We start from the raw sequence: 26,106 nt of genomic DNA on the forward strand, positions 1-26,106 counted from the left end.
GCGCTTCGTTTGCCGATGCCGTTACCCCTGCGGCGACGGCAGCAGTTCGGCCACCTTGTTGCGCAACGCGGGCAGCACTTGCGTGTCGAACCACGAATGCTGCTTGAGCCAGCCCTGATTGCGCGGCGACGGGTGCGGCAGCGGAATGAATTCGGGCGCGTACTCGGCCCACGCTCGCACCGTTTCGGTCAACGAAGATTTGCGGCGTGTGCCGAGGAAGCGGCGCTGCGCGTATTGACCGATCAATAGCGTCAGCCGGACGTCGGGCAGTTCGCGCAGCAGCTTGTCGAGCCAAAGCGGCGCGCATTCCGGCCGTGGCGGGTTGTCGCCGCTCGCGCCGCGTCCCGGATAGCAGAACCCCATCGGCACGATCGCGAACAGCGATTCGTCGTAGAACGTCGCATCGTCCACGTTCAGCCATGCTCTCAACCGCTTGCCGCTCGCATCGTCCCATGGAATGCCGGACGTATGGACGCGCGCGCCGGGCGCCTGCCCGACGATCAGGATGCGCGCATGCGGATGTGCGCGCACGACCGGCCGCGGACCGCAAGGAAGGTGGGGCGCGCAGACGGTGCATGCGCGGATCTCGCGAAGGAGGGCGTCGAGGGACGCATGTCGCGCGGGCATCGAGCGCGAGCCCTTGCGGATCGGCGGCGGGTCGTTTGGTTTCGGTGACATCGCCCGCCATTATGCAACCGTTTCGCTACATGCGATCCGTCCCGTTTCAAACGTTTGAAGCGCGTGTCCGTAGGCGCGAACGCTGGCAATCCCGATGCACATCGGCGCGTGAAACTGGTAGGGTGGCGTGCGAATTCGTCGCGGCGACGCGTCGCGCATGGCGCGCGGATTCGGCGAGCGGCTTTGACGAGCGGATGCGGGCGCGTGATCGGCGTCGCTTCGCCTGCGCGAGACGAGCGCGTCCACAATGCATCGGGAGCGACTGCCCGGCAGTCGACGGCAACGAGAGGAATCCTTCATGAGCACTGCATCCGCCGCCGGCATCGCGCCGGCCGAATGGAAAATCCGCTGCGACCTGGCGGCCTGCTATCGTCTCGTCGCGATGCACGGATGGGACGATCTGATCTTCACGCACATCTCGGCGCGCCTGCCCGGCCCCGATCATCATTTCCTGATCAACCCGTACGGAATGATGTTCGAAGAGATCACCGCGTCGTCGCTCGTGAAGGTCGATCAGGCCGGCAACAAAGTCGATGATTCGCCGTATCCGGTCAATCGCGCGGGCTTCGTGATTCACAGCGCGGTGCACGCCGCGCGCGAAGACGTGCAGTGCGTGCTGCACACGCATACGCGCGCGGGCGTCGCGGTCAGCGCGCAGCGCGGCGGCGTGCTGCCGATCTCGCAGCAATCTACGTTCGTGCTGCTGTCGCTCGCGTATCACGCTTACGAAGGCGTCGCGCTGAAAGACGACGAGAAGCCTCGTCTGCAGGCCGACCTCGGGCGCGCGACGTACCTGATGCTGCGCAATCATGGCTTGCTGACGGTCGGCCCGTCGATCGCGGACGCATTTCTCGCGATGTATCTGTTCGAGACGGCGTGCCAGATCCAGATCGCCGCGCAAAGCGGCGGCGAACTGATCGCGATACCGCCCGAGATCGTCGCGACGAGCGCCGAGGCAGCGTCCGTGCAGACGGGCGGCCTCGGCGGCGCGTTCGTGTGGCCTGCGCTGATCCGCAAGCTAGACCGCCGCGACGACAGTTACCAGACTTGACGGCGAGCGATCACGTGCCGCTTGCGAGCGCGTGCATTCACGAGCCGGGCATGCATCGCGCTCGCGATGTCGAATACAAAGGAGCGGCGCGCGTGGTGCGCGCCGCCCAACGCCGGTCGTCGTGCCGACAGCTCACGACGCCTGCTTGCCATTCGTGTTGACGAACCTCGGGCCATAGAACACGGGTTTCGACAGATCGGTGTAGGTGCGCAAGTAGCCGATCTCGTCGGGATACAGCTCGCCGAGTTGCGCGAGGGCCGCGGCCGGCACCTGATGGCGCATGATGTTGAAGCATGACAGCACGCGCAGGTCGACCATTCCGTGCACGGCTGCGCCGAGCGTTTTCCACGACGTGGCCGACGGGCCGTTCCATACCGCGTCGAGTGTCGTCAGGATCGTCGAGAAGCTGGTGTCGAACGCGTTCAGATCATTCTCCACCGCGCCGCGGTCGGGATCGAGCGCGAGGATGTCGGCGTAGCCGTCGCGCGGCACGGCGAGCGTGTTGATCACGACGGGCGCGGTGATCGCGGGGCCGCAGAAGAAGAGCGGCTCGTTCTTCGGATTGAAGTCGACAGGCGGCGACGGCGCTTCGTAGCGCGCGCCGTAGTAGAGCTCGGCGAAGCGCGCGTAGTGCGATTCTTCGTTTTCGAACGGATTGCCGGCGAACACGTCGCCCCGGCTGGAACCTTCGCCTTGCCGAAGGATTTCGTCGATGCCTGCATAGAACGATTCGACGGGATCGACGCCGGGCGTATACGTGACCGTCGTGAAGCCGATATCGTCGCCGACCTGGTTGGACGGGCCGCCCGCCTGCACCGCCGCGCGCACCGCGTCCGCGTTGCGCTCGACCGCGTCGCGGATGCTCTCGTAGAACGCGGCGATCGTCGGATAGCTTTCGTCGCGGCCCAACTGGCGCAGCAGGAACGCGGGCGTCTCGATGCGCAGGAAGTTTTTGAGTTGCGGCTTCGAATAGCGCGCGAGGCCGACGTGCAGATCCGGCTCCGCGCCGCCCGGCAGTCCCGCCGTCGGATAGGCGATCCGGATCGTCGCGAATTGCGGCGAGCCGCCTAAAGCCGCGAGCAGATTCGACGCGATCGCCATGTGCACCATCTCTTCCATCGCGACACTGCGGATTGCGTTGTACGCGGTGTAATTCTGGACTTCCAACGAAAACATCGCGGACAGGTACAGAGGCAGCGTCGAGTATTCGAGCTCGATCGCGGTCTGCAGCGCGCGCTTGATCCACGCGAGGTCGCGCGCGGCGGGCGGTACGGTGTTCGGGTTCATCGCATGTTCCTCGCCAAGTCAGCCTTGATAGAAAAGCGCATACGACGTGCCGCCGACGCGATACGGCACGACGTGGGACGCGCCCGCGGCTGTCGTGGCGGCGCCGATGCGCGTCCAGCCGAGACAGTCCGCGTGAATCCGGTAGACGGCCGTCGCGCCGTCGCCGGCGATGTACGTGACGAGCGTCGGTGCGCCGTGCGCCCAAGGCACGCACGCCGCATTCGTGATCTTCAGCGCGTCCGGCAGTTGGTTCTGCAGATAACTGCCGACTTCGACGGTGCCGAGCGCCGGATTGTCCTGAATGTGATCGATGTTGACGTTGAGCTTCGCGGTGTTGATCTTGAAGAAGAAGTTCGCGCCGCCCAGCTGAAAGAACGAGAACTGCGTCCAGCCTTTTGCCCATTCGTGATACCAGACGTTCAGCGCGAGAAGGGGCGGCGTGCCGCCCGTCGACGCGGGCGTGACGGCGACGCTGAAATTCGCGACGCGTCCCGTGTTGAAGTCGTAGCCGAGGATGTATTGCTGGCCGAGCGACGTGAACGGCGCGACGTTCGTGAAGCCGCGCGTCGGCGTGTTGCGCGGCAGTGCGAACTTGTACGGCGGCGATGCGCTCAGGTCGGCTGCGATCGCGAAGAAGCCGAACGTGCCGTCGTCCGCGCGATACGTAAGCAGGTACGGCACGTTTCCGAGCACGAACGACGCGACGCTGTCCCACGGGCCGCCCGCAAGATCGATCCTCGAATCGGCAGGAGCGATCCACGGCGGCGCATCGCTGAGCGTGTAGACATCGGTCTTCTGCGTGGCCTTGTTGTAGGCGATCAGATCGAGCTTGCCGGCGTGCGGTAGCGCGACGAAGCTCGTGTAGCCGCGCGCGAGCGGGCCGTCGCCGTCCCACACGCGTTCCAGCATGATTTTTTCGGAGCCCGAATCAGGGCGAATCGAGTAGAGGCTGCTCATGTACGCTCCTTTGCGATAGAACGGTCGAACGGTTGCTCGGCCAGACGGGAACGGCGTCCCGGCAGCGCCGGCGAATCATGAGATCGGTTCGACGAACAGCGGCAGCGGCGTCGGGTCCGCCCCCGCGATCTGGAAATAGCTGAGCCGGGCGGGCTTGCCCGCGCCGGCGAGCTCGAGAATCTGGAAGCCGCGGTTGTACCAGTCGTCGGTCAGGTCGAGCTGCAGGTCCGCTTGCTTCAGCGGAACCGGGTACTTTTGCGCGTAAGGCGCTTCGCTCGCCTGCACGGGTATCGCGCTGTGCCCCGCGCAGCGGCCTTTCGGCAGCGTCTTGAAGATGTGCGCCGCGTCGTCGCCTTCGGTCGGCCAGTCTGCCGGACGGTATGCATCCGCGAAGATGCCGAGGTTGTGCTCGTGGCCCCAGATCCACGCGGCCACGCGATCGCCGAACGTCGGACCGAATTGCCGCCATAGTCCCGTGTTCACCCATTCGCGATTGAAATCGGATGAATCGGGCGTCCCGGACGCTTCGCGACGTTGCGCGATTCCGCACACGTCCAGCGCCGAATACAGCTGATGATGCGACAGCAGGATCGAGCGGCCGGAGAAGTTCGTCAGCTTGTCGAGATGCCAGACGGCTTCGTCGGTGCGAACGGTCACCTGATCGACGGGCGACGTGGTGTCGCGAGGCGGATGATCGGCGAGCGACGCGAGGCGGAAGTACGGATTCCTGTCGGTGGGCCAGTGCGGGCTTGCGCCGGCGGCCGCCGTCTCGATCTTGCCGATGTGCAGCCGCTCGAGCGTCGCTTGCTGCGCCGATGCCGCGACGTTCATGTAGTGCCCGTGGTAGCCCGTGTCGAGGCCGAGGAATTGCCAGCCGTCGTCCTCGGTGCGCAGGCAGAAATAGCTTGCCTGCTGCCGTTGCGCGGGGCCGTCGACGAGTTCGCCCGAATCGAGCGCGTGCAGGAACGATACGGCGCCCGTGAAGTATTCGTGATTGCCCGGCACCGTGAAGAACGGCACGCGTCGTTTGTCGCTGCGCAGCACGTCGCGCACGAGGCCGATCAACCGGTGCTCGGTTTCGAAGCGCGTGCCGGAGAAATAGACGTCGCCGAGATGCAGGATTGCATCCGGCGAGAACTTCAGCGCGGCGACGAGCACGGCTGCCGCGACGTCGGTGCCGGTGCCGATGTCGCCGACGATCGCGATTCGCGCGCGCGCCGGCAGCTTCCATTCGATCACGCCGTAGCGCAGGTCGCCCTTGCCGGCGTCGGCGGCCTGCCACGAGCGGTACTGCGGTTCGCTGCCTTTGTGATACGGATATTGCCAGTAGTACTTGAAATACTGGACGTACATCTGCTGCCATAGCGGATTGCCGAATTTGTACTGCTGCGTCTGATGCTCGACGTCGCGCTCGATCTGCGCATCGCCGGCGATGTTCGCGTGCGCGCGGCGATGATGCAGATACGACAGATAGGTTTGCACCGCCTCTTCGTCGTTGCTGTCGGCGGGAGGCGGATCGAGCGGCCGGTTTTCGAGCATCGCGCGGCAGTAGCGGTCGGTCGCGCGCATCAGCGGATGATCGGCGTCGATGCCGGCTGACGCGCGATGCTCGAGACGGAGCGCATGCGCGAGCACTTCGGCGACGCACGACTTCCACAGCGCCAGATGCGGAACCTCGAAATGTTCGATCGGGACCATTCATGCCTCCGGCGCGCGCGGCGCCGCGCGGGACGTGCGCGGCCGAGGGAATTGCAGATTGATGCACGTGTCGCGCGTGAGATCGAGGCCCGGCCAGTCGTCCCACAAGCCGGCCGGCAATGCGAGCGGGCGCGGCGCCATCCGCAGCACGGGCGTCGTCAGCGCCGCAAGCCGATCGAGCTCCGGACACGGACGCGGATGTGGAGACGCGCTGTGTATCCATGCGGCGACGTAGTCGTCGCCGCAGCACACGAGCGCGCCGTCGACGCCGTCCGGCGGCTCGGCCTGAAAGGAAGTGGCCCACACCTGCACGGCCGCGAGTAAATCGGTTGGCCGCGTATTCGCGCGACGCGCGCCGACGAAATGCTTCGAGCTGCCGAACATCCAGTCAGTGGGCCGATCGATGAGGAAGTAGGGCTGCTCGGCGACGAGCGCATCGGCATGCGGATCGATCGCGACGGGCACTTCGGGCAGCTTGCTGCGCGTCATGTCGTAGGCGTCGCCGTGCAGGTTCTGATAGATGCGCGCCGCGATCGCCTTCGTCGCGCGATCGTGCGACGAAGGCGTCGCCCAGAACATCAGCGCGGTCTGGTCCGGAACGGCGGGCGGCTTGCCGGCTTGCGGAATCATCGTCGGCAGATACGCGCGCAGGCCGACGGGCGGCTGCAGCAGCACGCAGGCCGGCACGAACACGCTGCCGAGAAACTGCGCGAAATGCTCGTAGTCGAGCGCGGGCGACCGGAAGCCGCGCCACACGTAGACGGCGTTCGGCGCGACCGGGAAGGATTCCTGCGGCGTGTTCATCGGTTGCCCTCACGTTCGAATTGCATGTTGAAGCTGCTTCCCGCGCGCACGTCCATGCCGGCCCATTCGTCCCAGAGCCCGATCGGCAGGAATGTGGGCGCGGGCGCGAAGGTTTCCTTCCAGTCGGTCAGCACGGCCTGCAGGCGCGGCACGCCGGTCGGTGCCAGGGCCGCGCCGGCCGCGACGGGGCCGAGCTCCCAGTAGACGACGTAGTCGTTGCCCGTGCACGCGAGCGCGCCGGCAAGCGGTACGTTCTTCTGAATATCGGCGAGCGCTTTGGCGACGGCCGAGCGGAACGACACGGCGTCGACGGTGGACGGCCGCGCCGCGACGAGATGGCGGATCGCGCCGTGCATCCAGTCGGCGGGCTCGTCGTACAGATAGACGGGCTGGTCGACGGCGAGCGTGCCGTCGAAACGGACCGGAAAATCGGCGCGGCTCTGGTTGTCCTGCGTCAGATAAACGCCGTTGTGCGTCAGCGTGTACGTGCGCACCGCGAGCCGCGTGAAGCCGTTCCAGTACGTCGCGGGCGATGCCCAGAACAGGATCGCGGTTTCATCCGGCACCGACGCGGGCTTGCCGGGCAGGCCCGCCGGCACCGTCGGCGCGTACGCGCGCAGGCCCGCGTCGATCTGCATCTTCACGGTGGCCGGCACGAATACGGTGCCGAGCTTGCTCATGAATTGATCGAGGCCGAGCGACGGCAACCGGAAGCCTCGCCATACCCGCACCGAATCGGGGGCGACGCGCATGTCTTGCGGCAAATCGGGCGTGTTCATTGCATGGCTCCGGTTGGGGCGGCCGGCGCGCCGGCTTCGGCGCTCGCGGGCGCGGCGGCCGGCAAGGCGGGCTTGCCGGTGGCGACGAGGTGTTGCGCGACTTTGGCGAGAAATCCGGCGGGCGGCGGAGACTCGCGTGTCTTGTCGTAGCGGCATTCGTTCGGGAACTGCCAGTGGCGATTCACGCAGAACCGGCAGGAACCTTCGGTGCGCGACAGATAGCCGCCGCCGTCGGCGTCGTGCCACGTGAGCGCGCGTTGCGCGTAGAGCTCGTCGAGCACCGACGCCATCGCCGCGTGCGCGTCGACGAAATAGGCGCAGAGCGTGCGATACGCGTCGGGGAACTGGCTCGCGAGCCACGCGCGCGCCGCGTTCGCCGCATCGGCGTCGGCGGGCAGTTGGATCGCGACGTAATCGTCCGGATATTCCTGCGTCGGCAGCACGAGCGTGAAGCCGTTCTGCGGCGTGAGCGCCGCGGCGCATTGCGGTTGCGTCGCGCTGAACGCCTGCCATTCGACGGCGCTCATCCGGTATTGCTGCAGGAAGAAGCTGTTGTACGAGAAGTGCGGCGTGATGACGAGGCGTGTGCGGCTGAAGTAGCGCGTGCCGTCGATCGTCACGTCGAATTCGACATAGGCCGGGTGCGCGGGGTCGCTGGTTTCCTTCAGCAGCGTGTAATCCTTGTCGGCGGGATGCGTCGACAGCGGCGGATTGCGCCGCACGTGCGCGCCGAACGCCGCATGGAACATGTTCCAGCTCGATTGGCTGACGATGTAGAGCACGGCGGGCCGCGTCTGCACCATCTGCTTGATCGCCCATGCGTTGCGGCTCACGCAGTTGTCGACGATGTTCGCGACGCTGGCGTCGCTGCCGCCGAGAAATCCCGGTTTCCAATGTGGAGACGCGCACGCGACCATGTCGAGTTGGCACACGTCCTCGCCGACGCGCAGCGAGGCGGCCGGGTGGCCGTCGCCGTGCAGCGTGCGCTCGAATTTTTCGAGCACGGGCACGAACTGCAGGTAGTAGCTTTGCGGCTGCTGCAACACCTCGATCTGGATGCCTTCCGGCACCGATACGCGGGCGGCGAGCACGTCGCCCGCGGCGAAGCGGTTGTGCGGCTTGTAAGTATCGAAGAGGAGTACGTAGGGGAAATCGCCCGGCTCGCCGGGGATCGCGACCTTCGTGTCGGCGGCGTCGCCATCGTAGCGCACCGTGATCGACCACGCGGGACTGTCGTCGACGCGCGCCGCGCCCGTTACCTCGCCGCCGCGCGGCGCGATCACGCGTCCTTCCGGCAGCATGAAGCGCCGCACGAAATCGAGATCGAGCTTCTCCTGATAGACGGTGCGATAACGGTAGTACCACGCGTATTTGGCCCACGCATCGGTGTCGCCGTCGGAAGAGAAATCCGGATAGCACCACGCGGCGCCCGTCTGGCCCGGCAGGAAGGCGGTCAGATTCGGATTGATGCCGATCGTCATGATGGGCGCCTTGCGGCAGCCGTCGATCACTTCGCCGTTCGGAAACGCCGGCGGACGCGTGCGGCCGTTGATCCAGCGCGCCGCGCCGCTCTTGCCGTTCGCGCTCGCTGGATAGGGCACGGTGACGTCGAAATCGAATGCCGTGTACGGGCCGTACGCGCGCTTCTTCAGGTCAGCGGGCCAGAAGAACGAGCACGTGCCGCACGAGCGCACCTGGAATGCGAGCTGCACCTCGAGCGGGTCCTTTTCGTCGACGGGCTTGTAGTCGCGGCTCGGGTTGTAGGTTGCGCTGCCTTCGCCGGCTATCGTCGCCCACGTCGCGAGCGCGCCGTTGTAGCTCGTTTGCAGTCCGAACGTCGAGTAGATGAGACCGGACCAGTCGGCGCGCACGGCGTCGGAGATCGGCGTGCCCCGGTCGGTGCGTCGCCGGACGATCGGGTCCGAAATGTTGCGCACGCACGCGAATCGCACGCCGAGCCGGTTCGCCTGCTGGGCGATGATCGCATCGTCCATTTCGAGGCATGAGTATGCGCGCGCATCGTTGCCTTCCGCGATGTAGTAGAAGTCCGTCGTCAGGAGCGGCGCATCCTTCAACGGCCGAATTGCCGGCGCGTTCAGACATTCCGGCCGGATCGCGTCGTTGACGAGATCCGACAGCGTAAGCTCGCCGAGGCCGGGATCGTCGGGGTGGCGAGCCTTCAGCTCGTCGAAGAGCGCGGCGAGCGACTGCGGCGTCACGACCTCGCTCATCCTGAACAGCAACGTGCGCTCGACTTCGCCGACGAGCGCGGTCGACGGATACCAGGTCGGGCAGCGATACATGTTGCCGCCATCGGGGCTCGTCGTGTTCTGCGGGCGTTGCAGCTCGAGCAGCGCGGCGTTCGCGACGACCGTGTCGCCGAGGCGCTGATCGCGGCGCGCGCCGCCTGCGGTGCCGATCGTGTAGATGCGGTCGGGGCGAGCATCTTCGACGATGCATCGGATCATCGCGGACAAGCCGTCGAGCCAGGGAGAATGCGCGAGATGCGCATTCGACTTGAACAGCAGCACGTTCCATGGGCGCCCGGAGCGATCGACGACTCGCACCATCTGAAAGAGCCCCCAGAGCGTGCCCGATTTCGAGTCCGCCGCATACGACGATGCCCCTCGCGTATACGGAAGCCATGCCTGCTTCCACGCGTAGTCGTTGTAATCACCGGTGCGGTCGCTGTTGACGAACACGCGGTCGAGCGCGAACCACTCGGCGCTCGTCCACGTGATCACGACGATGTCGGCGCGCGGCAGCGGATCATCGGGGGCGCGCGTGCCGGGCGCGATGCGCACGGGCTTGGTTTGGCCGATCGTGTCCCATGCGACGGGCGGCAGCGTCGTCGTGCCGCGCAGCGGCGCGGCGGCGGAGATGTCGGTGTGGCGCGTGACGAGCGGCAAGAGCGCGCTTTCGGGTAGTTGCGCATTCATGGCAAGGCTCCAGGGCGATGTGGGGACGCGTGAGCGTCGACGTTTTGTTATGCGAAGGATGCTGCGCTATTCGGCCGATTCATGTGTTTTGCGGATCAGCTCGCGTGCCTGCGCTTCTGTCTTGCCGGGCGGCGGCACGATCAGATCGGTTTCGGACAGCGCTTTCCATAGCTTCGGATCTTGGAATGCGATCGTGCCGCCGCCGCGTTTTTCCTGCGACACCATTCGGTTGATGTCGCCGACGCACACCCAGTTGTCGGTCGTCGTGATGCCCCATTTCGCGTGGTCCTGCGTTTCGGGCCATGCCCACGGCGCGCCGAGCTTGCGCAGATCGATGAATTTGATGTCGTAAGTCTTGTGGATGCCGTCGGAATCGAGGACGGGCGGGATCTCGCCTCGAATCCACGTCTCCACGTACATGTCGGCCTTCAGCGTCGGGCCGACGAGGTCGTTCCAGAAATCCTTGTTCCACTTGCGGTTCTTCGCGATCACCTTGAACGGCACGCCGCCGCGGGTCTTGAAATCGAGCGCGTCGGAATCCGCGGGCGCGGACGCGGTGAGCGGCTGCGTCAGCGCATACAGCGGGCTCGAGCGATCGAGTCCGCCGGTGCGCGGCAGATAGACCTGCGGCTGCTGATGCAGCGCCATCTGCGCGGCGATCTTGCCCGCCGTCGCGAGATCGAGGCTCACGCACAGGAAGGTCTGTCCATACAGCGGCGTCGGCACGCCCGGTTCCGACGGGCTGGCATATTTCGGCCACGAATGCAGCAGCCACAATGCGGAGTTCGACGCGACATCGAATGCGATGACGCCCTTCGTATGGCCGAGCGTCGCGTTGTTCGAGCGATCGGCGTCAGCGGGCATTTCGTCGTTGTAGAGTATCCAGCCCGTCGTGCCGCCCGGATCGCCGAAGATCGCGTCGAGCGTGTAGAACAGCGCGCCCTTCGAGTCCTTCATCAGATTCGGCGATTTCTGCACCGCGCCGACTTGACGATCGTAGTAGACGTATTCGTAGCCGGTCGCGCTTTCGCTCTCGGCATCCTTGACCAGCTTCGGAACTTTGTAGGCGAACCATAGATCGACGGATCGATTCAGTTCGTCGCGCGGCGAGATAGCCATCTGATGTCCCCGGTTGCTGAATGGCGCCGCATGCGCGGCGAACGACGCCCGTTCGTGCGAGGCGTCTATATCTTGTCGTCGAAGGCTTGCCTGCGCCGGTTGCGTGGCACTCGCAGCCGGCAGACTATCGCTTTGCGCGGGCGCGAAAAGACCTTCGCGGGCAACAGGCGAATGTGCGTCGCGCGCACGCGCCGCCGAACCCAGGCGTGCGTGCGCGCGACGGCGCCCGTCGGCTCGCTCCGCGAACCGTCGGCGTCGACGATCAATGAGTAGGAGTGCGAATAGGCTAGTGGACGAATCGACTGGTGCGCATAGAGGTCCCCTCCGTTTATTGCTATCCGTTGTCTTTGCGCCCGAACCCGTTCGTTGGCGACCGAAGCGGCACGGCTTCGGAAGTTGCGGGTTCTTGTGGTCTTAGCATAGAACACTCCGACGAAAACGGTAAGCCAATTCCGGACGCGTTGCGATTACGGATCGGCGCGGGGTTTGTCGTGCGGGATGGGGATTGCGGTGGAGGGAGGTCCGATCGGAGGCTCGATCGGCTGAAGCGCGGGAAAGGCGCTTCGCGTTGCGTAACCGGCCGGATGGCGACGTCGATACGAGACAACAGCGTTCGCGCAAGCGTCACGCGTTCTGAGTTAAGCATTTCACGCGCTCGAGCGCGGCGATCGCGGCTCGAGCGGGCGATTGCGCGGAAACACGGCTGTCATGCGCCGATACGTTTGACCGCGGGCTTGGGTCACGGCGGTCGCGACGGCGCTGCATGCATTCGTCGAACCGGGCAACGCGGCGATTCGACGACGCCGTCGTCAACGACGATGTGATTCGTTTCACTTTCGCGTCAGGCGCGGCCGTGTACCTCGACGGTTACGTGCGACAGACTCTTGAAGCGCTTCAACAACTGATGATAGAAGCCCGAGTCGCGTGCGGGATCGCCCGTCGCGACGGACACCACCGCGCTCATGTGGCCGGGGCCGAGACGCCAGACATGCAGATCGGTGACGCGATCGCCGCCATTTTCGATCGAGCTGCGCACGTTGGCGGCGAGGCGAGCGTCCGGGTTGACGTCGAGCAGGATGCGGCCGGTGTCGCGCATGAGGCCGTACGACCAGTTCGCGATCACGAGCGCGCCGACGATGCCCGCGAGCGGGTCCATCCACATCCAGCCGAAAGCGCGCGCGAGCACGAGCCCGACGATTGCGAGCACCGAAACCGCCGCGTCCGCGATCACGTGGATATACGCGGACCGGATGTTGTGGTCGCGCGCCGTGGCGTCGCTCGAGCCGCCGTGTTCGTGATGATGCTCGTGGTCGTGCTCGACGAACGCGAGCGAATGCTCGCCGCCGTGCAAGCTCACGATGGCGGTGAACGCGTGCGGCTCCGGGATCGTGTCGGTCGATTCCAGATAGGCGCCGCGGTTCGCCAGCCCGAACGTCTGCCGCGTCCCGTCGGAGCGGATCGTCGTGATCGTTGCAGGCGCGTCGCCGATTGCCGGCTGGCTCGCCGCCGCGGGCGCGATGCGGAATACCGGCGGCACGCCGTCCTCGAAGATCGACACGATGAAGGCGCCTGCGCGCGTGGAGATCGTCTGCGCTTCGTCTTCGTGATCGTGATGGCCGTCGTGTCCGTGTCCATGCCCGTGATGATGGCCATGCCCGTGGCCGTGCCCATGGTGATCGCCGCTCAGCAGCCACACGCTTGCGAGATTCACGAGCAGGCCGAGCACGGCGATCGGAATCGCTTCGTCGAAATGGATCGGCACGGGCGACAGAAAACGCGCGACTGCTTCGTACGCAATGAACAGCGCGATCATCGCGAGCACGATTGCGCTCGTGAAGCCGGCCAGGTCGCCGAGCTTGCCCGTGCCGAACACGAAGCGCGGGTCGTTGGCGTGCCGGCGTGCATAGGTGTACGCGAGCGCCGCGATCAGCATCGCGCCCGCGTGGGTGGACATGTGCAGGCCGTCGGCGACGAGCGCGAGCGAGCCGAACAGCGTGCCGCCGACGATCTCCGCGATCATCATCGCCGAGCACAGCGCGATGACGGTCCAGGTTCTGCGTTCGTTCTGCTCGTGCGCCGCGCCGAGGAAGATGTGGTCGTGCCCTGCGCCGAACGCGACGTTTTCGAATTCGCTCATCGATCGCTCCGATTATTTGAAGTAGCTGTGAACCACGTCGATCAACTGCTCGGTCGCGCTGCCTTCGTGGTCGTCGGCCGCGTCGACGAGATGCGTGCGAATGTGGTCCTCGAGCACGACGGCCAGCAGGCCGTTCATCGCACCGCGGCAACTCGTGATCCGCTGCAGCACCTCGTTGCAGCCGCATTCTTCCTCGAGCGCGCGCTCGATCGCTTCGACCTGCCCCTTGATGCGGCGAACGCGGTTCAGGAGCTTCTGTTTCTCTCGAATGGTATGGCTCATCGCCTCTCCCCTAAATACCGGGGGGGAGTATATATCAATGTGCGAATTTGTATAGTGGGGAGGGGTATGCGGCATTCCGACGCCGCGAGCTGCAGGCGACGCTACGCCGAGCGCGGACGGCTCGCCTTGCCGCGGATCATGCGCGGGCGATCGCTGCCGGTGCGGCGCCGATGCGCCGCACGATTGCTTCTTCGCGTCGATGTAAGAGGGATGAATCGTCGCGTGCCTGGCGGCGCGCGGACGCACGGTGTCGCGCGGAAAACGACAAGGGCGCCGATGGCGCCCTTGTCGTCGACTTCGTTCGTCGAGATGGATCGATCAGCTTGTCTTGCCGACGGCCACGTGCTTGCCCACATGGTGGTGGTTCATATGGGTCGACGCATGGCGCGCGTGAGAGCGCGACGTTTGCGTGCTCGCGCGATCGGCCTGCGTATCCGAGCGATCCGCTGCGCGGGAGAGGCCCTTGTCGCGGTCGCCGGACTTGAAGCCGTTCGTGTTCGTCATGCCGGAACTGCTCATATGGCCCGCCGACATGCCGCCCGAATTGCCGCCGGCACCACCCATGCCGCCCATGCCGCCGCCGTGGCCGCCGCCACCGGCACCGCCGCCCGCCGCGTGCGCGGCCGACGACATCAAGATGAACAGACCCGTAGCAGTCAGCGCGACCAAACGATTACCTTTCATTTTTGTCTCTTCCTAAACGTTGTTTGGGCAATTGCATTGTACGAACCGCATTTGCCGTGCAACGGCGGCGTTGTAATCAAAGGTAACCGCTGCGGTAACTCCGTTGCGGCGCAACGGCGCGCGCGGGCGAAAGCCGCACGAGCGGCCTGCACAATCCGATTGCAAACGCGTGCGCGGACGAGTCGGGCCGCGTTCGTGCAAAGCGGAAGCACGCGTTACCGGTTGGTTACAAGCGTGCCGCGTTTTCCCGACGCGATCGGCGCCGCGCGGTCGCCGATCAGTTCGGAACGGCGCCGGCAATTGCCGTTTTCATGAGCCCGTAGCGCGGCTTTTCCTGTGCGCTGTTCGTCAGCAATCCGTAAGCGCCGCTGCGGTCGTCATAGAGTTCGTACCAGTCGAAGCCGATGACGTTGTACGTCGCTTTCGCGGCGGCCAGCTCGGGAATCGTCTTCGCGATGTAGGCCGCGATCTGCGCGTCCGAGTTGTCCGTGTTCACGCCGATCTCGGTGACGACGATCGGCAAGTTGTAGCGGTCCTTCAGCCGCGCGAGCACGTTGTATCGGCCGGTTTTGCCGAGTGCGTTTTCGAGGTCGCCGCCGTTCGAATACCAGTGCCACTGGATCACGTCGGGCGTGAGCTTCGGGTGTCCGGTCGTGCCGTCGGGTTGCGTGCCCGTCATCAGGCCGTCGAGGAAGCCGAAATGCAGTGCGCCCGACGTCGCGTTCGCGATCAGCTTAGTCGTGCGATTCGTGTCGACCGAGCGCCAGCCGTCGAGCGCGCCTCTCAGCGCGCCGCGCCAAATGGGAAAGGTCGAATTGTCGTAATCCGAAACATTGATGCCGTCGCCCTGGATCGGCGCGTTGTGGCTGTCGATGTCGTACTCGTTGCCGAATTCCACCATCGGGATGCCGGCCAGCTTCTTCGCCGCGTAGACGGAAAGCTTGTAGGCGTACGCATAGGCGCTCGCTTCGGTCGGCTGCTGCCCGTTCAGCGAGGGATCGGCCCAGGGGTGCGCCTGGATCATCGGCAGGACCGTGACGTTGGAGCCGAGGCCGGGGATGACCGTCGACGCGAGCGTGTCGATGTGAGCCGGGATGTACACGTCTTGCCGATAAACGCTCATGCCGAGCCCGGCAAGATGGGCCGCCTGAGTGGCGAGCGGGACCGACGCGTAGACGCCGCCGTCTACGTAATGTCCGTTCACGCCGAAAAACGGCAATGCCGAAGCGGTGTTCGAGGGCGACGACGCGCCGGATGCGGGCGCGGCCGTGCCGGACGAAGATGTCGACGGCGAACTGGAAGCCGGTGCGACGACGTTACTCGTCGGTGCGGCGGCGTTGACCTTGGCCTGATCGCCGCCGCCGCCGCAAGCGGAGAGCAGCAGCGCGAGCAATGCGGCTCTCGCCGCAGGGTAATGGATAGGAATACTAATGGATTGTGTCACGCTCATGGCGACCGCAGCTAGGCGTTTCATGGTGGGATCTCCGGAAGGGGAAATCTCTATTTTAGGTTAAATTGAGATAAACCTATCTCAAAATTGAGCAGTGATCTCGTTGAATATTCACGTTGGAGAGATAAATAGTGGGCTCGGGGCGGCTTTTGCCTACTCGGCGTTGGGCTCGGCGAGCGTTCGTGACGTGATGGGAATCGGCGGGCGCGACTGGCGTGAAATACGTGGAACGCTTGTGTGGCGGGCCTTTGCCGCCATCGTGCATGGTCTCGGTTCATGCCCGATACGCACGGGAGAAAGAAATCGATCGAATGTTTTGTCTACTGAGGTTCTTGCATGATTCATGATCGATTCATGAAACGATCGTCGGCGCCGTAGCAAAGATTTAAACGCTTGAGCCAATAAAAAACCGGAGGTGCGGAAACCTCCGGTTTTAGGTGCGATTACTTCTTCGTATCGAATCGATTCGGAATCCGATCTGATCGGAGCCTCTGCCTTCAGTTTCGAGAGGCTTTCGCGACGGCTCCTTTCGCCAACCTGAACGTCTGCTTCGCCTGAGCTGGTCGGGCGGGGCGTCGAGGCTTGGTCCAACGCTCGGCGACGTCGCGCCACCCGTCCCGCAGCGACGTGCGGGGCGGGCGCGGCGGCGCGACGTATGCATTGAAAATGTGGCCGGCGATTTTCGCGCCGACGCTGTCGAGGCGCTGCAGCGCCGTTTCGAGTTCGGCCGCGCGTGTCGTCCTGCCGCGCGACACGATCAGCACTGCGTCGCAATCCTGCGCGGCGATCGAAAGCGCATCGCTGAACGGGAGCACGGGGGGCGCGTCGACGATCACGAAGTCGTAGCGCGTGCGCAGCGTCGCCAGCAACTGCGAGAACTCGGCGCGCTCGAGCAGTTCGCCCGGATTCGATCCCGTGAGCGTACCGGGCGTCATCACGGACAGTTTGCTCTTGCCGAGCTTGACGATCGCCTTGTCGAGCGGCTGGCCGCCTTCGAGCACGTTCGCGAGACCGATGCTGCCGCCGTTGCGGCCCACGCCGAGCGGGTTGTGCGAACCGCCGCGCATGTCCGCGTCGACGAACAGCACCGACGCGTTCGCGTCGGCGAACAGATACGCGAGATTCGATGCGACGAAGCTGCTGCCGACGCCCGCGGTCGGGCCCGCGAACGCGAGCACCTTGCCGCCGCCGCGGCCGTCGTGCGCAAGCGCTGCGCGCAGGCTCGTGCGCAGCGCGCGCAGCGCCTCGATGCCCGGGTCGTTCGGATATTGCGCGGCAAGCGGCTTTACCGCCGCGCGTGAGCTGCCGGCCCTGTCGTCGCGCTGCGCGAGCGCGGCCGGCGACGGTGCGATGACCGCGACGCAGGGGATGTCCGACACGTCCGCGATCGATTGCGGACCGTTCAGCTCATCGCGATGGCGCGCAAGCAGATACGCCGCGGCGAGGCCCGCGAACAGCCCGCCCAGCAGCGCGCCGAGAATGATGATGCCGCGCTGCGGCCATGCCTTCTTGTACGGCTTGCTTGCCCAATCGACGACGCTCACGCCCGGCGTCGTGCTCGCCACGGCGATCTCGAGCTGCTGCGCGTTGGTCAGCACGCTCGTGTAAAGCTGCGTCGCGACCGATACCTGCCGCGACAGGCGAACGAATTCGCGTTGCGCGGTCGGCAACCGGTTGGCCGCCGTGGTCGTCTGCTGAATTTCCTTCTTCACCTGATCGAGCTGCGTCTGCACGGTCTGATAGGTCGTGCTGCCCGGCAGGAAGCGCGCCTTCACGTTGTCGAGCGCGAGTTGCAGCACGGTTTGATGCTCGGACAGCGAGTTCAGCCGGTTGATGAGCGCGATGCCTTGCTGGTCGACGTCGATCGTGCCCGTCGTGGTGCGGTAGCGGTTCAGCGCGTCCTCGGCTTTCTCGAGGTCCTTCTTGAGGCCGGGCAGGCGCGCGTGCAGCGAGTCGAGATTGCGCTGCGCCTTCTCCGCGCGATATTTGATGTCCTGATCCAGATAGACGCGCACGATCGCGTTCACCATTTCCTGCACGCGCTGCGGCGTGTCGGCCTGGTAGATGAGCTTCATCATCGACGGCTCTTCGAGCGTCGAATCGCGATTCGCCACGACGGTCTTCATTTTCTTCATCACGTCGTCGTAGACGAGCTGCGTCGGCTCCTTGACGATCGAGAACGCGATGCCGGCGCGCGCGCGCAGCGTGTCGACGCGAATCTGTCCCGCCTGTGCGCGCTCGCCGTCCGCGGCGACGGCGAACGGCACGGTCTGGCCGACCGCGCCGCGTGCGAGCAGGCGATCGCTTTTGTCGTAGAGCGCCCATTGGCCGTTTTCACCCGCGACGAGCCGGAATTTCTTGCCGAGCGCGGCGTCGGGCAGCGAGAGCTCGCCGAGCTTCAGCTTTTCGCCGCCCCATGCGAAGCCGGACAGTCCGAGGAACGGCGACGCGAGCTCGTCGTCGCTCGCGTGGCCGGAAGCGAGCAGACGGCCGATGAGCGGGAAATAGTCGAGCGTGCGGATCTCGAGGTTTGCGCCGATCTGTTCGATCGCCGCGCCGACGATCGCGCGCGACGTCAGCACCTCGCTCTCGTCGTTCGCGGACGGGCCGTTCGAGATCGTGCCGGACACGTCCGACAGCGCGCTGATCGACGATCCGGGCTTCGTTTGAATCCGCAGCAGCGCTTCGGCGCGATATTGCGGCGTGGCGACGAGCGCGTACAGCAGGCCGAGCGCGAAGAACACGACGACGATCGCCGCGAATAGCGTGCGATGCCGAGCGACGCTCCACCACAGGCTCGCGAGCCCGTCGTTTCTCTTGGCGTGCGGAGCCGCCGAAATGGGTTGTGCTTTCAGATCCATCGTTATTTCCCGTGATATGCGGCGAAGGCCGCCGCAATCCTCTGAGTCAATCCTCTTCATCGAGCGCGTGCCCGGCTCGGCGCGAAGGCGGAGCCGGGCGCGACGCTCATGCTCCGATCGTGATGAATATCGGCCCTCGCGTTTCCGGAACGTCGAGTCGCCTGCGGTTGCCGGCATCGAGCCCGGTGCCGTACATGTCGGTCACGGCGGCACCGGCGGGCAGCCGCGACAGGTCGACGCCGATCGCGTTGCCGTCGCCGTAGCACCAGACCACATACTTCGTCGCGCGCGCGGCGGTCAGCTTCAGCACCACGTAGCGCGCGTCCGAATCCAGAAAATACTGAGCGCGTTCGGCATCCCCGGTGAACGAGAAGAGTTGGCGAACCGCGACGTACGCGGGCAGCTTCCCGTTGTCGGCGTCGAGGAGTCCGAAGTTGTGCTCCATGTTCTTGCGATCGCGGCCGTCGTCGCGAATGTCGTAGTACGACGTGAGCCCGATCTGCGAAATCCAGTTCGCGAGCAGCAGCCGCACCGCGTACTTCGCCTGCCGCGCGCGTGCGACGCTCGAATGGCCGTCGCCGATATCGGCGACGTAGTTGTAGCCGTAGGCCGGGTACGCCCATTCGGTCGCCCAGATCTGCTGCCGCGTCCGATACGACGACAGGTCGCGCCGCAGCGCGGCGTAGTCGGCGAACACCGTTTCCGGTTCGGTTTGCCGGTACGGATGCACGCTGACGGCGTCGGGCGCGGGCTGCGCTGCGCTGGCGATGTCGCCGACCGCGCGGATGAACGTGCGGTTGACTTGCTGCACGCCGCCCGTCGCGACGATCGCATCGGGATTCGCGGCCTTCACCGCTTGCAACGCCTGCTTCAGCACGTTGCGGTAAGCGGCCGGAGACGGCTCGCCGAGCCAGTAGGTCTTGTGGTCCTGCTCGTTCCACACCTCGAAGCGCACCGGCTTGCCCTTGTAGCGCTGCGCGGCCTTGAACACGTACCGGCGGAACGCGGCGAGCTGAGCGGGCGTCGTCGGCGGCTGGTTCGGGCTGTGCACGCGATGCATGCCGCCGAGAATGAACAGCGCGCCGAGTCCGCGCTCGGACAGATCGGCGACGAGCGCGTCGTATTTCGAGAAGTCCCAGCCGTGCGGTGTGTCCACTGCTTCCCAGAACAGGTCGGCCCGGACGAACGAGAAGCCGGCGTCCTTGACTGCGTCGAGCAGCTTCATGTCGCCGATCGCGTGCACCGCGATGCCCGTGTTGTCGCGCGATGCGACGAAGCCCGGCAAGTCGACGTATGCGCGCTTCGCGTCGGCGTTCGCATAGGCGGCGTCCAGCGCGACGGTGCGCGCGGCGCCGGCGAGGCGAGGCGCCCCGAGTGCCGCGCCGGCGAGCGCGACGAGCAGCCGGCGGCGCGGGTTGGGCGTGCAGTTCTTCATGTCGTCGTTTCCTTCGCGGCGCATGGCGGCTTCAGCGCGCGTTCGGCGCGATCACGCCGGTGTCGTATCGCAGCCGTTCGAGCGCGATGCGCGCGCTGGCGACGTGCGCGCGCTGCGGCGCGCGCAGACCGATCGAGCGCAGCGTGACGCCGAGGAACAGCAGGCAGCCGATCGTTTCGCAGATGTCCGTCGTCACGCCGCTCACGAGCAGGAAGCACAACATCAACCAGACGGGCCGATCGTTCGCCGGTTGCGCGAGGACGAAGCGCACGAATGCGGCGACGAGCAGCGCCGCACCGATCACACCGAAATTCGCGACGGTGTAGAGCGCCATGTTGTCCGCGTAGCCGACGTTGAAGCCGAAGTCGGCCGTGTAGTAGCCGACCGCCGAGCCGAATCCGCCGGGCCCGATGCCGAACCAGATCAGGTGCTCGCGCAGCAGCCCTTCGATCAGCAGCGGCCACGTGTTGATGAAGCGGTCCTGCATCGAGGACAGCGAGCCCGAGCTGCCGACGTCCTGCGTGCTCGCGAGCGTGACGAGCCAGCCGGCGATCGGCAGCGCGATCGTGATCGCGGTCGTCCAGATGCAGGCCGTGCGCAGCGAACGCGTGCGCAGCATGAAATGCAGTGCGACGACGAGCGCGAGCGCGACGAGCGTCGTCTTGTTCGTCGTCGCCCAGATGCCGACGGCCGCCAGCGCGAGCAGCGCGGCGAGCGCGAGCCGCGAGCGCAGGCGCGGAAACACCCAGGTCGTCAGCAGTCCGATCATCAGGCCGGTCGTCGCGCTGCTTCGGCCGAAGCCGGGCAGCCGCGACGACGTGCCGACATACGACGACTTCGCGAGCTGCACGCTGACGCCGCCGATGTCGACGCTGCCTCCGACCCACGGCAGCTTCACGAAGTAATTGAGCAGCACGCCGCCGATGCACAGCAGCGCGAGCGCGACGAACGCGCGGAGCATCCGCCGCGACTCGAGCTCGTCGAGTGCCTCGAGCGGCATGACGAGCGCGAACAGCATCGGCGCGATCGTCCAGATCCAGAAGCCGACCGCGCTCAGGCTGACGCCGTTCGCGAGCGACACGCACGTCTGCGCCGCCAGATACGCGGCGATCAGCACGTGGCTCGCCTTCGGCCGCTGGACGATCGCGAGCCCGAGGCACGCGACCATCAGCGCTTTCGGCAGATAGCCGAGCGCTGCGACGCCGGCGAGCGACGTGTAGTAGCGGATCGCGCCGGACAGCACGTCGCTCGCGACTGCGATGACGAACGTCGCCGCCCAGAGTCTGTGTATCGTCGAGATACGTTGCATCGGTGCGTAATGGTCGAATGGCGAGTCGGGCTGCGGATCGAACCGCCGGGGGCTGCGGGCTGGCATCGTCGAGTCTCGAACGGTTGCGGGCACCGCCTTTAATCAGCGAGCGATGCCGCAAAACGGCGGTCTCGGCTCAATTCGTCTGATTCACTCCAGCCGCGCGCCCGTAGACGCGTTCGCGCGGCCAGCCGTCGTTACGACGGCCGGGTTGGCGGGAGGAGCCGCGGCCGTCGGGCCGTGGCGTCGGACATGGATCGACGTGCGAGCCATGCATCTGCGTCGAAGGATAGCGTCGCCGCCCGGCGGGGAAAGTACGACAGCCCACACTACGCAGATGGGATGAAAAGCGAGGAATCGGCGCGGGCGGCGGTAAAAAATAGGGGAAGGCAATGGCACGCGGCGCGCGCTTGGCGGAAGGCTGCGTGAAACGATGCGGCCGCTGCGGGGGCGTCGGCGGCCGTGCGCCGAAGGCAGGTGCGCAAGCGGCGCCGGAGGATCGGCGGGCGCGCTCTTGCGCGGAGTCGGCGCTGTTGCTCGAGGTCGTCGCGCGAATGTCAGGGAATGTGAGCTCGCCGGTTCTTCCGATGCGCAATCTCGAAATGGCCTTGCGTGCTTCGGCGGCCGAATCGATCGGGCACGCGGCGCAGCATCGCTCGCCGCTTGCGCGATGGACGTGCGTTCATGCGGGATCGATCGCGCGGCGCCCCGTCATGCGCACGACGGCATGCCGAATGTGCATCGACGCTCGCGGCGCTTCGATCGCCGCGCGTTCGCGCTACGCGTGCCGTTCCCATCCGACCATCCGCCCGAGCTTCGCGAACAGTCCGTGCCGCGCGATCCATTCGGCGTACGCACGATATTCCGGATCGCGCATCAGATGCCGTTCCTCGGTCTTCGCGCGCAGCCAGTACAGCAGGTTCACCGCGACGAGCGCGGCCGAATGCATGATCGCGAGACGCCAGCCGAGCGGCTCGACGAACGGCACCGAGATCATCCAGTACGACAGGTTCTTCGCGAGATACGCCGGATGCTTCGTGAAGCGATACGGGCCCGAGGTGATGATGCCGCGATTCGTCAGATTCGAGAAACGCAGTCCGAACGAGATCGTCGACAACGCATAGCAGAGCAGCAGCGCGACGATGACGACGCCCCACGCGAAGCGGATCGCGGGCGCGGACAGCAGCCAGTTGTCCCAGAACATCGAGCCTTCGTAGTGGATGTAGTTGTTTCCGATCAGCGACCAGAACGGCTGGTAGCAGATCAGCGCGGCGAGCCAGCCAAGCGTCGTCGGCTCGACGCTGCGCACGTGGCTGTCGAGAAGTCGGAACGTGCACAGGTAGCCGACCGCGCCGAACATCAGATCCATCGTGTACGACAGGTCGTACATGAAGCGGAACGTCGCGAGCGAGAACGGCGCGCTCGCGGCGCTGGCGAACGACGCGCCGATGCGATCCGCGTCGGTCGACAGATAGACGACCATCAGCGGCAGGAAGAACGCCTTCACGGCCCAGCCGGCGAGCATCTCGCGAATCGGCCGCCAGTCGGCCGGGCGCTGCCCCCGCAACAGCCATCGGGCCCAGCATAGATAGGCGTCGTCGACGTCGCGCTGGCGGCGGTCCATCCAGCCGAAATAGAACGGTGCGGCGAGCGCGACGTACGGCGCGAGCGTGCCGACGAGCGACCAGAACGGCTGGTAGAACGCGCCGTGATATTCGGGCAGCAGCCAGTAGACGAGTGCGATGCCCGCGTAGACCGACGCGAGCGCGGCGAGCCGCAGCGACACGCGCGCGATGCTGAGCGGCCGCAGCGCGCGGTTCGCGAGACCGGCGCTCGGGCGCAGATGGACGCGCGCGACGAAGAGTTCATACGCGCCGATTGTCGCGATGATCGCCGCGCACGCGAGCAGGCTGCGTTCGGTGCCCGTCAGCGCGGCCGCGCCGCGCGACGCCCACAGCGTGACGAGCCCCGCCGCGATGCCGGCGAGGCCGATCGAAAATGGCGTCGCCGAGCGCGGCGGCCGTTCTTGTGCGTTCGCGACGCTGTCGAGAGTGGATTGCATGTCATCCCCCGTGTCATGACATGGACGGCGGGCGGCCGGGTGTTTGGATTGGTTGGTCCCGGCCGCCACGCCGTTCGGCTCGCCCGCGCTTACTTGCCGGTGACGCCGCCGAGCAGGCCGCCGATCAGGTTGGTCACGGGCGCGAGCAGATTCGTCGTCGACGAGCCGCTCGCGGTCGTGGTGCCGGTCAGGCTGCCGACGACGCCCGTGGCGGGCGCGGTCGTCGTCGAGCCGGTGCTCGGGGCGGGCGACGTCGTCGCGACGGTGCCGCTCACGCCGGTGGCCAGCGAGCCGACGAGGTTCGTGACGGGTGCCAGCACGGCGTTGAGGCCCGTTGTCGCGTTGCCGCTCGTCGAGCCCGACGCGCCGCCGAGCAGGCCGGTGACGGGGGCAAGCGGGTTCGTCGTGCCGCCCGACAGCGCGCTCGTGATCGGCGCAAGCGGGTTCGTCGTGCCGCCCGACAGCGCGCTCGTGATCGGTGCAAGCGGGTTCGTCGTGCCGCCCGACAGCGCGCTCGTGATCGGCGCGAGCGGGTTCGTCGTGCCACCCGACAGCGCGCCCGTGATCGGCGCGAGCGGATTGGTCGTGCCGCCCGTCAGCAGGCCGCCGACGCTCGAGACCGTGTTGCCCAACTGGCTGACGACGCCGCCGACCGCCTGGACCACCTGGTTGTTCGTCGAGCCCGACACCTTCGCGCCGGCCGCGTTCAGCCCGCCGCCGACGGTGGTCAGCAGATTGTTGACGGGCGCGCCGAGGCCGGTGACGGTGCCGATCGTTTGCGTCGTGCCCGAGACGGCGTTCGTGATCGGGTTGATGACCGCGCTGACGCCGGTTTCGAGTTGCTGGACGGGCGCGCTCGTGAGCACGCTGTTCAGGCCGGAACCGACCTGCGTGACGGTGCTGCCGAGCGTGCCGACCGCGCCGCCGAGCGGCGACGTGACGGGCGCGAGCGGCGCGAGGGGGCCGGTGCCGATGCTCGTCACGACGCCGCCGAGCGACGAAACGGCATTGCCGACGTTCGACACGACGCCGGACGTCGACGTGAGCGTCGGGCCGAGCGGGTTCGTCGACGTGCCGAGCGTGCCGAGGCCGGCGGCGGTGCCGTTGCCGAGCGTCTGGACGCCGTTGCCGAGCGAACTGACGGCGTTGCCGAGGTTCGTGGTCGTCGCGCTGTTCACGCCAGGCACCGACGTGCCGGAGATCTGGTTGCCGGTGGCGGAGACGACGTTGCCCGTCGCGGTGATCAGGTTGCCGGTCTGCGCGAGGATGTTGCCGAGCGGGGAGGAGGCGGTGCCGGAAGTACCGGAAGTGCCCGAGGTGCCCGAAGTACCCGAAGTACCCGAAGTACCGGAAGTACCCGAAGTACCGGAAGTACCCGAAGTACCGGAAGTACCCGAAGTACCCGAAGTACCGGAAGTACCCGAAGTACCCGAAGTACCCGAAGTACCGGAAGTACCGGAAGTACCGGAAGTACCGGAAGTACCGGAAGTACCGGAAGTACCGGAAGTACCGGAAGTACCGGAAGTACCGGAAGTACCGGAAGTACCGGAAGTACCGGAAGTACCGGAAGTACCGGAAGTACCCGAAGTACCCGAAGTACCCGAAGTACCCGAAGTACCCGAAGTACCCGAAGTACCCGAAGTACCCGAAGTACCCGAAGTACCCGAAGTACCCGAAGTACCGGAAGTACCCGAAGTACCCGAAGTACCGGAAGTACCGGAAGTACCCGAAGTGCCCGAAGTGCCCGAAGTGCCCGAAGTACCCGAAGTGCCTGAAGTGCCCGAAGTACCCGAAGTACCCGACGACCCGGACGTGCCGCCAGAACCCGAGGTGCCGGACGTGCCCGAAGTCCCCGAAGTCCCCGAAGTCCCCGAAGTCCCCGAAGTGCCGATGGTGGCCGGCTTGACGCCGCCGGACGACAGCGACGGACCGTCGACCGATCCGCAGCCCGAAAGCGCGAGAAGTGTGGAAATACTGATTGCGATGGCCGATTTATTGAACAGTTTTTGCATGACAGGCTCCCAGATAAACTTTGATGACAGCCTTCGATGCAATTTTCGTACCATTGATTACTTCGTAGAATCTCCCTTCGTTAATGTATAAAAAATATCAAATCATCGATTAATCGTTCGAGATCGATGGGGAAATTTGGATTTTCTGCGAGGGTGTGGCCGCGCTGCTCCCGTCTTGCTACGTGACGTTCCGGGCGGCGTAACGGACTGCGCTCGGAACACGGAACACGGAACACGGAACACGGAACACGGGGCCGAAGCGTACGCGTGAGGTAAGACGGCATCGCGTGACGGCGGCATCCGTGCAGGCCTGAATCGATCGCAGGCGTTGCGATATCGATCGAAAACGACCCGATTCGAAAAGGAGAGTGAGGGAGGCGTTCCGACCGGCCGGTCAGTATCGATTCGTCTTCCGCCTGCGCGGCGGCGCTGTCCGCGAGTTCGATCGGCCGCTGACCCGAGCGCCCGAATGAACCGACCCCTCGCGGCAAGCAAGCCGCAGTGACGCGCACTCGACCGAAATTTGCCTCTCGATGAAAAGCGTCGCCCTCATCGACGGCCA

The 26,106-nt window shown here is 65.8% G+C and carries 18 protein-coding genes; 1 reads left to right on the forward strand and 17 read right to left on the reverse strand.

Annotated elements, in window-relative coordinates; translation table 11 throughout:
* Positions 1 to 21 precede the first annotated feature (21 nt).
* A complete protein-coding gene (locus WT60_RS21735; RefSeq protein ID WP_082759413.1) occupies positions 22 to 678 on the reverse strand; it encodes a uracil-DNA glycosylase family protein in 657 nt (218 codons plus the stop codon).
* A 298-nt stretch (positions 679 to 976) separates the two neighbouring features.
* On the opposite strand from WT60_RS21735, the gene WT60_RS21745 reads away from it, so the two are divergent.
* Positions 977 to 1,729 carry a class II aldolase/adducin family protein gene (locus tag WT60_RS21745; protein WP_060356101.1) on the forward strand — a complete coding sequence of 251 codons (753 nt, stop codon included), beginning with the start codon at positions 977 to 979 and terminating at the stop codon, positions 1,727 to 1,729.
* 132 nt (positions 1,730 to 1,861) lie between these two features.
* On the opposite strand, the gene WT60_RS21750 is transcribed toward WT60_RS21745, so the two are convergent.
* The 16 genes from WT60_RS21750 to WT60_RS21840 form a co-directional block, all read right to left on the reverse strand.
* On the reverse strand, positions 1,862 to 3,016 hold the full coding sequence (locus WT60_RS21750; RefSeq protein ID WP_038746209.1) for a ferritin-like protein: 1,155 nt from the start codon (positions 3,014 to 3,016) through the stop codon (positions 1,862 to 1,864).
* A gap of 18 nt (positions 3,017 to 3,034) precedes the next feature.
* Positions 3,035 to 3,973, reverse strand: coding sequence for a hypothetical protein (locus WT60_RS21755; protein ID WP_059576543.1), 939 nt, complete (start codon positions 3,971 to 3,973; stop codon positions 3,035 to 3,037).
* A gap of 75 nt (positions 3,974 to 4,048) precedes the next feature.
* Entirely contained in the window at positions 4,049 to 5,671 is a 1,623-nt protein-coding gene (locus WT60_RS21760; RefSeq protein ID WP_059671424.1) for a metallophosphoesterase, read from the reverse strand.
* On the reverse strand, positions 5,672 to 6,475 hold the full coding sequence (locus tag WT60_RS21765; protein WP_060356100.1) for a hypothetical protein: 804 nt from the start codon (positions 6,473 to 6,475) through the stop codon (positions 5,672 to 5,674).
* Positions 6,472 to 7,254 (reverse strand): hypothetical protein, encoded by a 783-nt coding sequence (locus WT60_RS21770; RefSeq protein ID WP_059642068.1) that lies wholly within the window; start codon positions 7,252 to 7,254, stop codon positions 6,472 to 6,474. Before WT60_RS21770 ends, WT60_RS21765 begins: the two co-directional genes overlap by 4 nt.
* Positions 7,251 to 10,193 (reverse strand): GTPase, encoded by a 2,943-nt coding sequence (locus WT60_RS21775; protein ID WP_060356099.1) that lies wholly within the window; start codon positions 10,191 to 10,193, stop codon positions 7,251 to 7,253. The genes WT60_RS21770 and WT60_RS21775 overlap by 4 nt, the downstream gene beginning before the upstream one ends.
* A 66-nt stretch (positions 10,194 to 10,259) precedes the next feature.
* Complete coding sequence (locus WT60_RS21780) at positions 10,260 to 11,312, reverse strand: deoxyribonuclease II family protein (RefSeq protein WP_038746226.1); 1,053 nt, start codon at positions 11,310 to 11,312, stop codon at positions 10,260 to 10,262.
* A gap of 841 nt (positions 11,313 to 12,153) precedes the next feature.
* Entirely contained in the window at positions 12,154 to 13,449 is a 1,296-nt protein-coding gene (gene dmeF / locus WT60_RS21790; RefSeq protein WP_038746232.1) for a CDF family Co(II)/Ni(II) efflux transporter DmeF, read from the reverse strand.
* Positions 13,450 to 13,461: 12 nt separating this feature from the next.
* Positions 13,462 to 13,731, reverse strand: coding sequence for a metal/formaldehyde-sensitive transcriptional repressor (locus tag WT60_RS21795; RefSeq protein WP_038746235.1), 270 nt, complete (start codon positions 13,729 to 13,731; stop codon positions 13,462 to 13,464).
* 318 nt (positions 13,732 to 14,049) lie between these two features.
* The gene (locus tag WT60_RS21800; RefSeq protein WP_059576531.1) at positions 14,050 to 14,415 is read right to left on the reverse strand and encodes a hypothetical protein; all 366 of its coding nucleotides are present in this window, start codon (positions 14,413 to 14,415) and stop codon (positions 14,050 to 14,052) included.
* A 277-nt stretch (positions 14,416 to 14,692) separates the two neighbouring features.
* Complete coding sequence (locus WT60_RS21805) at positions 14,693 to 15,865, reverse strand: beta-glucosidase (protein WP_060356098.1); 1,173 nt, start codon at positions 15,863 to 15,865, stop codon at positions 14,693 to 14,695.
* Between the two features lie 497 nt (positions 15,866 to 16,362).
* Positions 16,363 to 18,726, reverse strand: a complete 2,364-nt coding sequence (locus WT60_RS21815; protein ID WP_038746245.1) for a GNVR domain-containing protein — start codon at positions 18,724 to 18,726, stop codon at positions 16,363 to 16,365.
* Between the two features lie 106 nt (positions 18,727 to 18,832).
* The gene (locus tag WT60_RS21820; protein WP_038746339.1) at positions 18,833 to 20,161 is read right to left on the reverse strand and encodes a cellulase family glycosylhydrolase; all 1,329 of its coding nucleotides are present in this window, start codon (positions 20,159 to 20,161) and stop codon (positions 18,833 to 18,835) included.
* Positions 20,162 to 20,192: 31 nt separating this feature from the next.
* The gene (locus tag WT60_RS21825) at positions 20,193 to 21,536 is read right to left on the reverse strand and encodes a hypothetical protein (protein WP_060356097.1); all 1,344 of its coding nucleotides are present in this window, start codon (positions 21,534 to 21,536) and stop codon (positions 20,193 to 20,195) included.
* 712 nt (positions 21,537 to 22,248) lie between these two features.
* Positions 22,249 to 23,532 carry an isoprenylcysteine carboxylmethyltransferase family protein gene (locus WT60_RS21835; RefSeq protein WP_059576521.1) on the reverse strand — a complete coding sequence of 428 codons (1,284 nt, stop codon included), beginning with the start codon at positions 23,530 to 23,532 and terminating at the stop codon, positions 22,249 to 22,251.
* An 89-nt stretch (positions 23,533 to 23,621) separates the two neighbouring features.
* A complete protein-coding gene (locus WT60_RS21840; protein ID WP_100185364.1) occupies positions 23,622 to 25,544 on the reverse strand; it encodes a collagen-like triple helix repeat-containing protein in 1,923 nt (640 codons plus the stop codon).
* Between the last annotated feature and the right edge of the window lie 562 nt (positions 25,545 to 26,106).

The organism is Burkholderia sp. MSMB617WGS (genome assembly GCF_001532025.2).
Lineage (GTDB): Bacteria > Pseudomonadota > Gammaproteobacteria > Burkholderiales > Burkholderiaceae > Burkholderia > Burkholderia savannae.

Bases quoted from the DNA above. Each gene is read 5' to 3' on its own strand.
- WT60_RS21755 (WP_059576543.1), bottom strand. From the start codon at position 3,973: ATGAGCAGCCTCTACTCGATTCGCCCTGATTCGGGCTCCGAAAAAATC.
- WT60_RS21775 (WP_060356099.1), bottom strand. From the start codon at position 10,193: ATGAATGCGCAACTACCCGAAAGCGCGCTCTTGCCGCTCGTCACGCGC.
- WT60_RS21820 (WP_038746339.1), bottom strand. From the start codon at position 20,161: ATGAAGAACTGCACGCCCAACCCGCGCCGCCGGCTGCTCGTCGCGCTC.
- WT60_RS21765 (WP_060356100.1), bottom strand. From the start codon at position 6,475: ATGAACACGCCGCAGGAATCCTTCCCGGTCGCGCCGAACGCCGTCTAC.
- WT60_RS21840 (WP_100185364.1), bottom strand. From the start codon at position 25,544: ATGCAAAAACTGTTCAATAAATCGGCCATCGCAATCAGTATTTCCACA.
- WT60_RS21750 (WP_038746209.1), bottom strand. From the start codon at position 3,016: ATGAACCCGAACACCGTACCGCCCGCCGCGCGCGACCTCGCGTGGATC.
- WT60_RS21760 (WP_059671424.1), bottom strand. From the start codon at position 5,671: ATGGTCCCGATCGAACATTTCGAGGTTCCGCATCTGGCGCTGTGGAAG.
- WT60_RS21805 (WP_060356098.1), bottom strand. From the start codon at position 15,865: ATGAGCGTGACACAATCCATTAGTATTCCTATCCATTACCCTGCGGCG.
- WT60_RS21825 (WP_060356097.1), bottom strand. From the start codon at position 21,536: ATGCCAGCCCGCAGCCCCCGGCGGTTCGATCCGCAGCCCGACTCGCCA.
- WT60_RS21795 (WP_038746235.1), bottom strand. From the start codon at position 13,731: ATGAGCCATACCATTCGAGAGAAACAGAAGCTCCTGAACCGCGTTCGC.
- WT60_RS21800 (WP_059576531.1), bottom strand. From the start codon at position 14,415: ATGAAAGGTAATCGTTTGGTCGCGCTGACTGCTACGGGTCTGTTCATC.
- WT60_RS21735 (WP_082759413.1), bottom strand. From the start codon at position 678: ATGTCACCGAAACCAAACGACCCGCCGCCGATCCGCAAGGGCTCGCGC.
- dmeF (WP_038746232.1), bottom strand. From the start codon at position 13,449: ATGAGCGAATTCGAAAACGTCGCGTTCGGCGCAGGGCACGACCACATC.
- WT60_RS21770 (WP_059642068.1), bottom strand. From the start codon at position 7,254: ATGAACACGCCCGATTTGCCGCAAGACATGCGCGTCGCCCCCGATTCG.
- WT60_RS21745 (WP_060356101.1), top strand. From the start codon at position 977: ATGAGCACTGCATCCGCCGCCGGCATCGCGCCGGCCGAATGGAAAATC.
- WT60_RS21835 (WP_059576521.1), bottom strand. From the start codon at position 23,532: ATGCAATCCACTCTCGACAGCGTCGCGAACGCACAAGAACGGCCGCCG.
- WT60_RS21815 (WP_038746245.1), bottom strand. From the start codon at position 18,726: ATGGATCTGAAAGCACAACCCATTTCGGCGGCTCCGCACGCCAAGAGA.
- WT60_RS21780 (WP_038746226.1), bottom strand. From the start codon at position 11,312: ATGGCTATCTCGCCGCGCGACGAACTGAATCGATCCGTCGATCTATGG.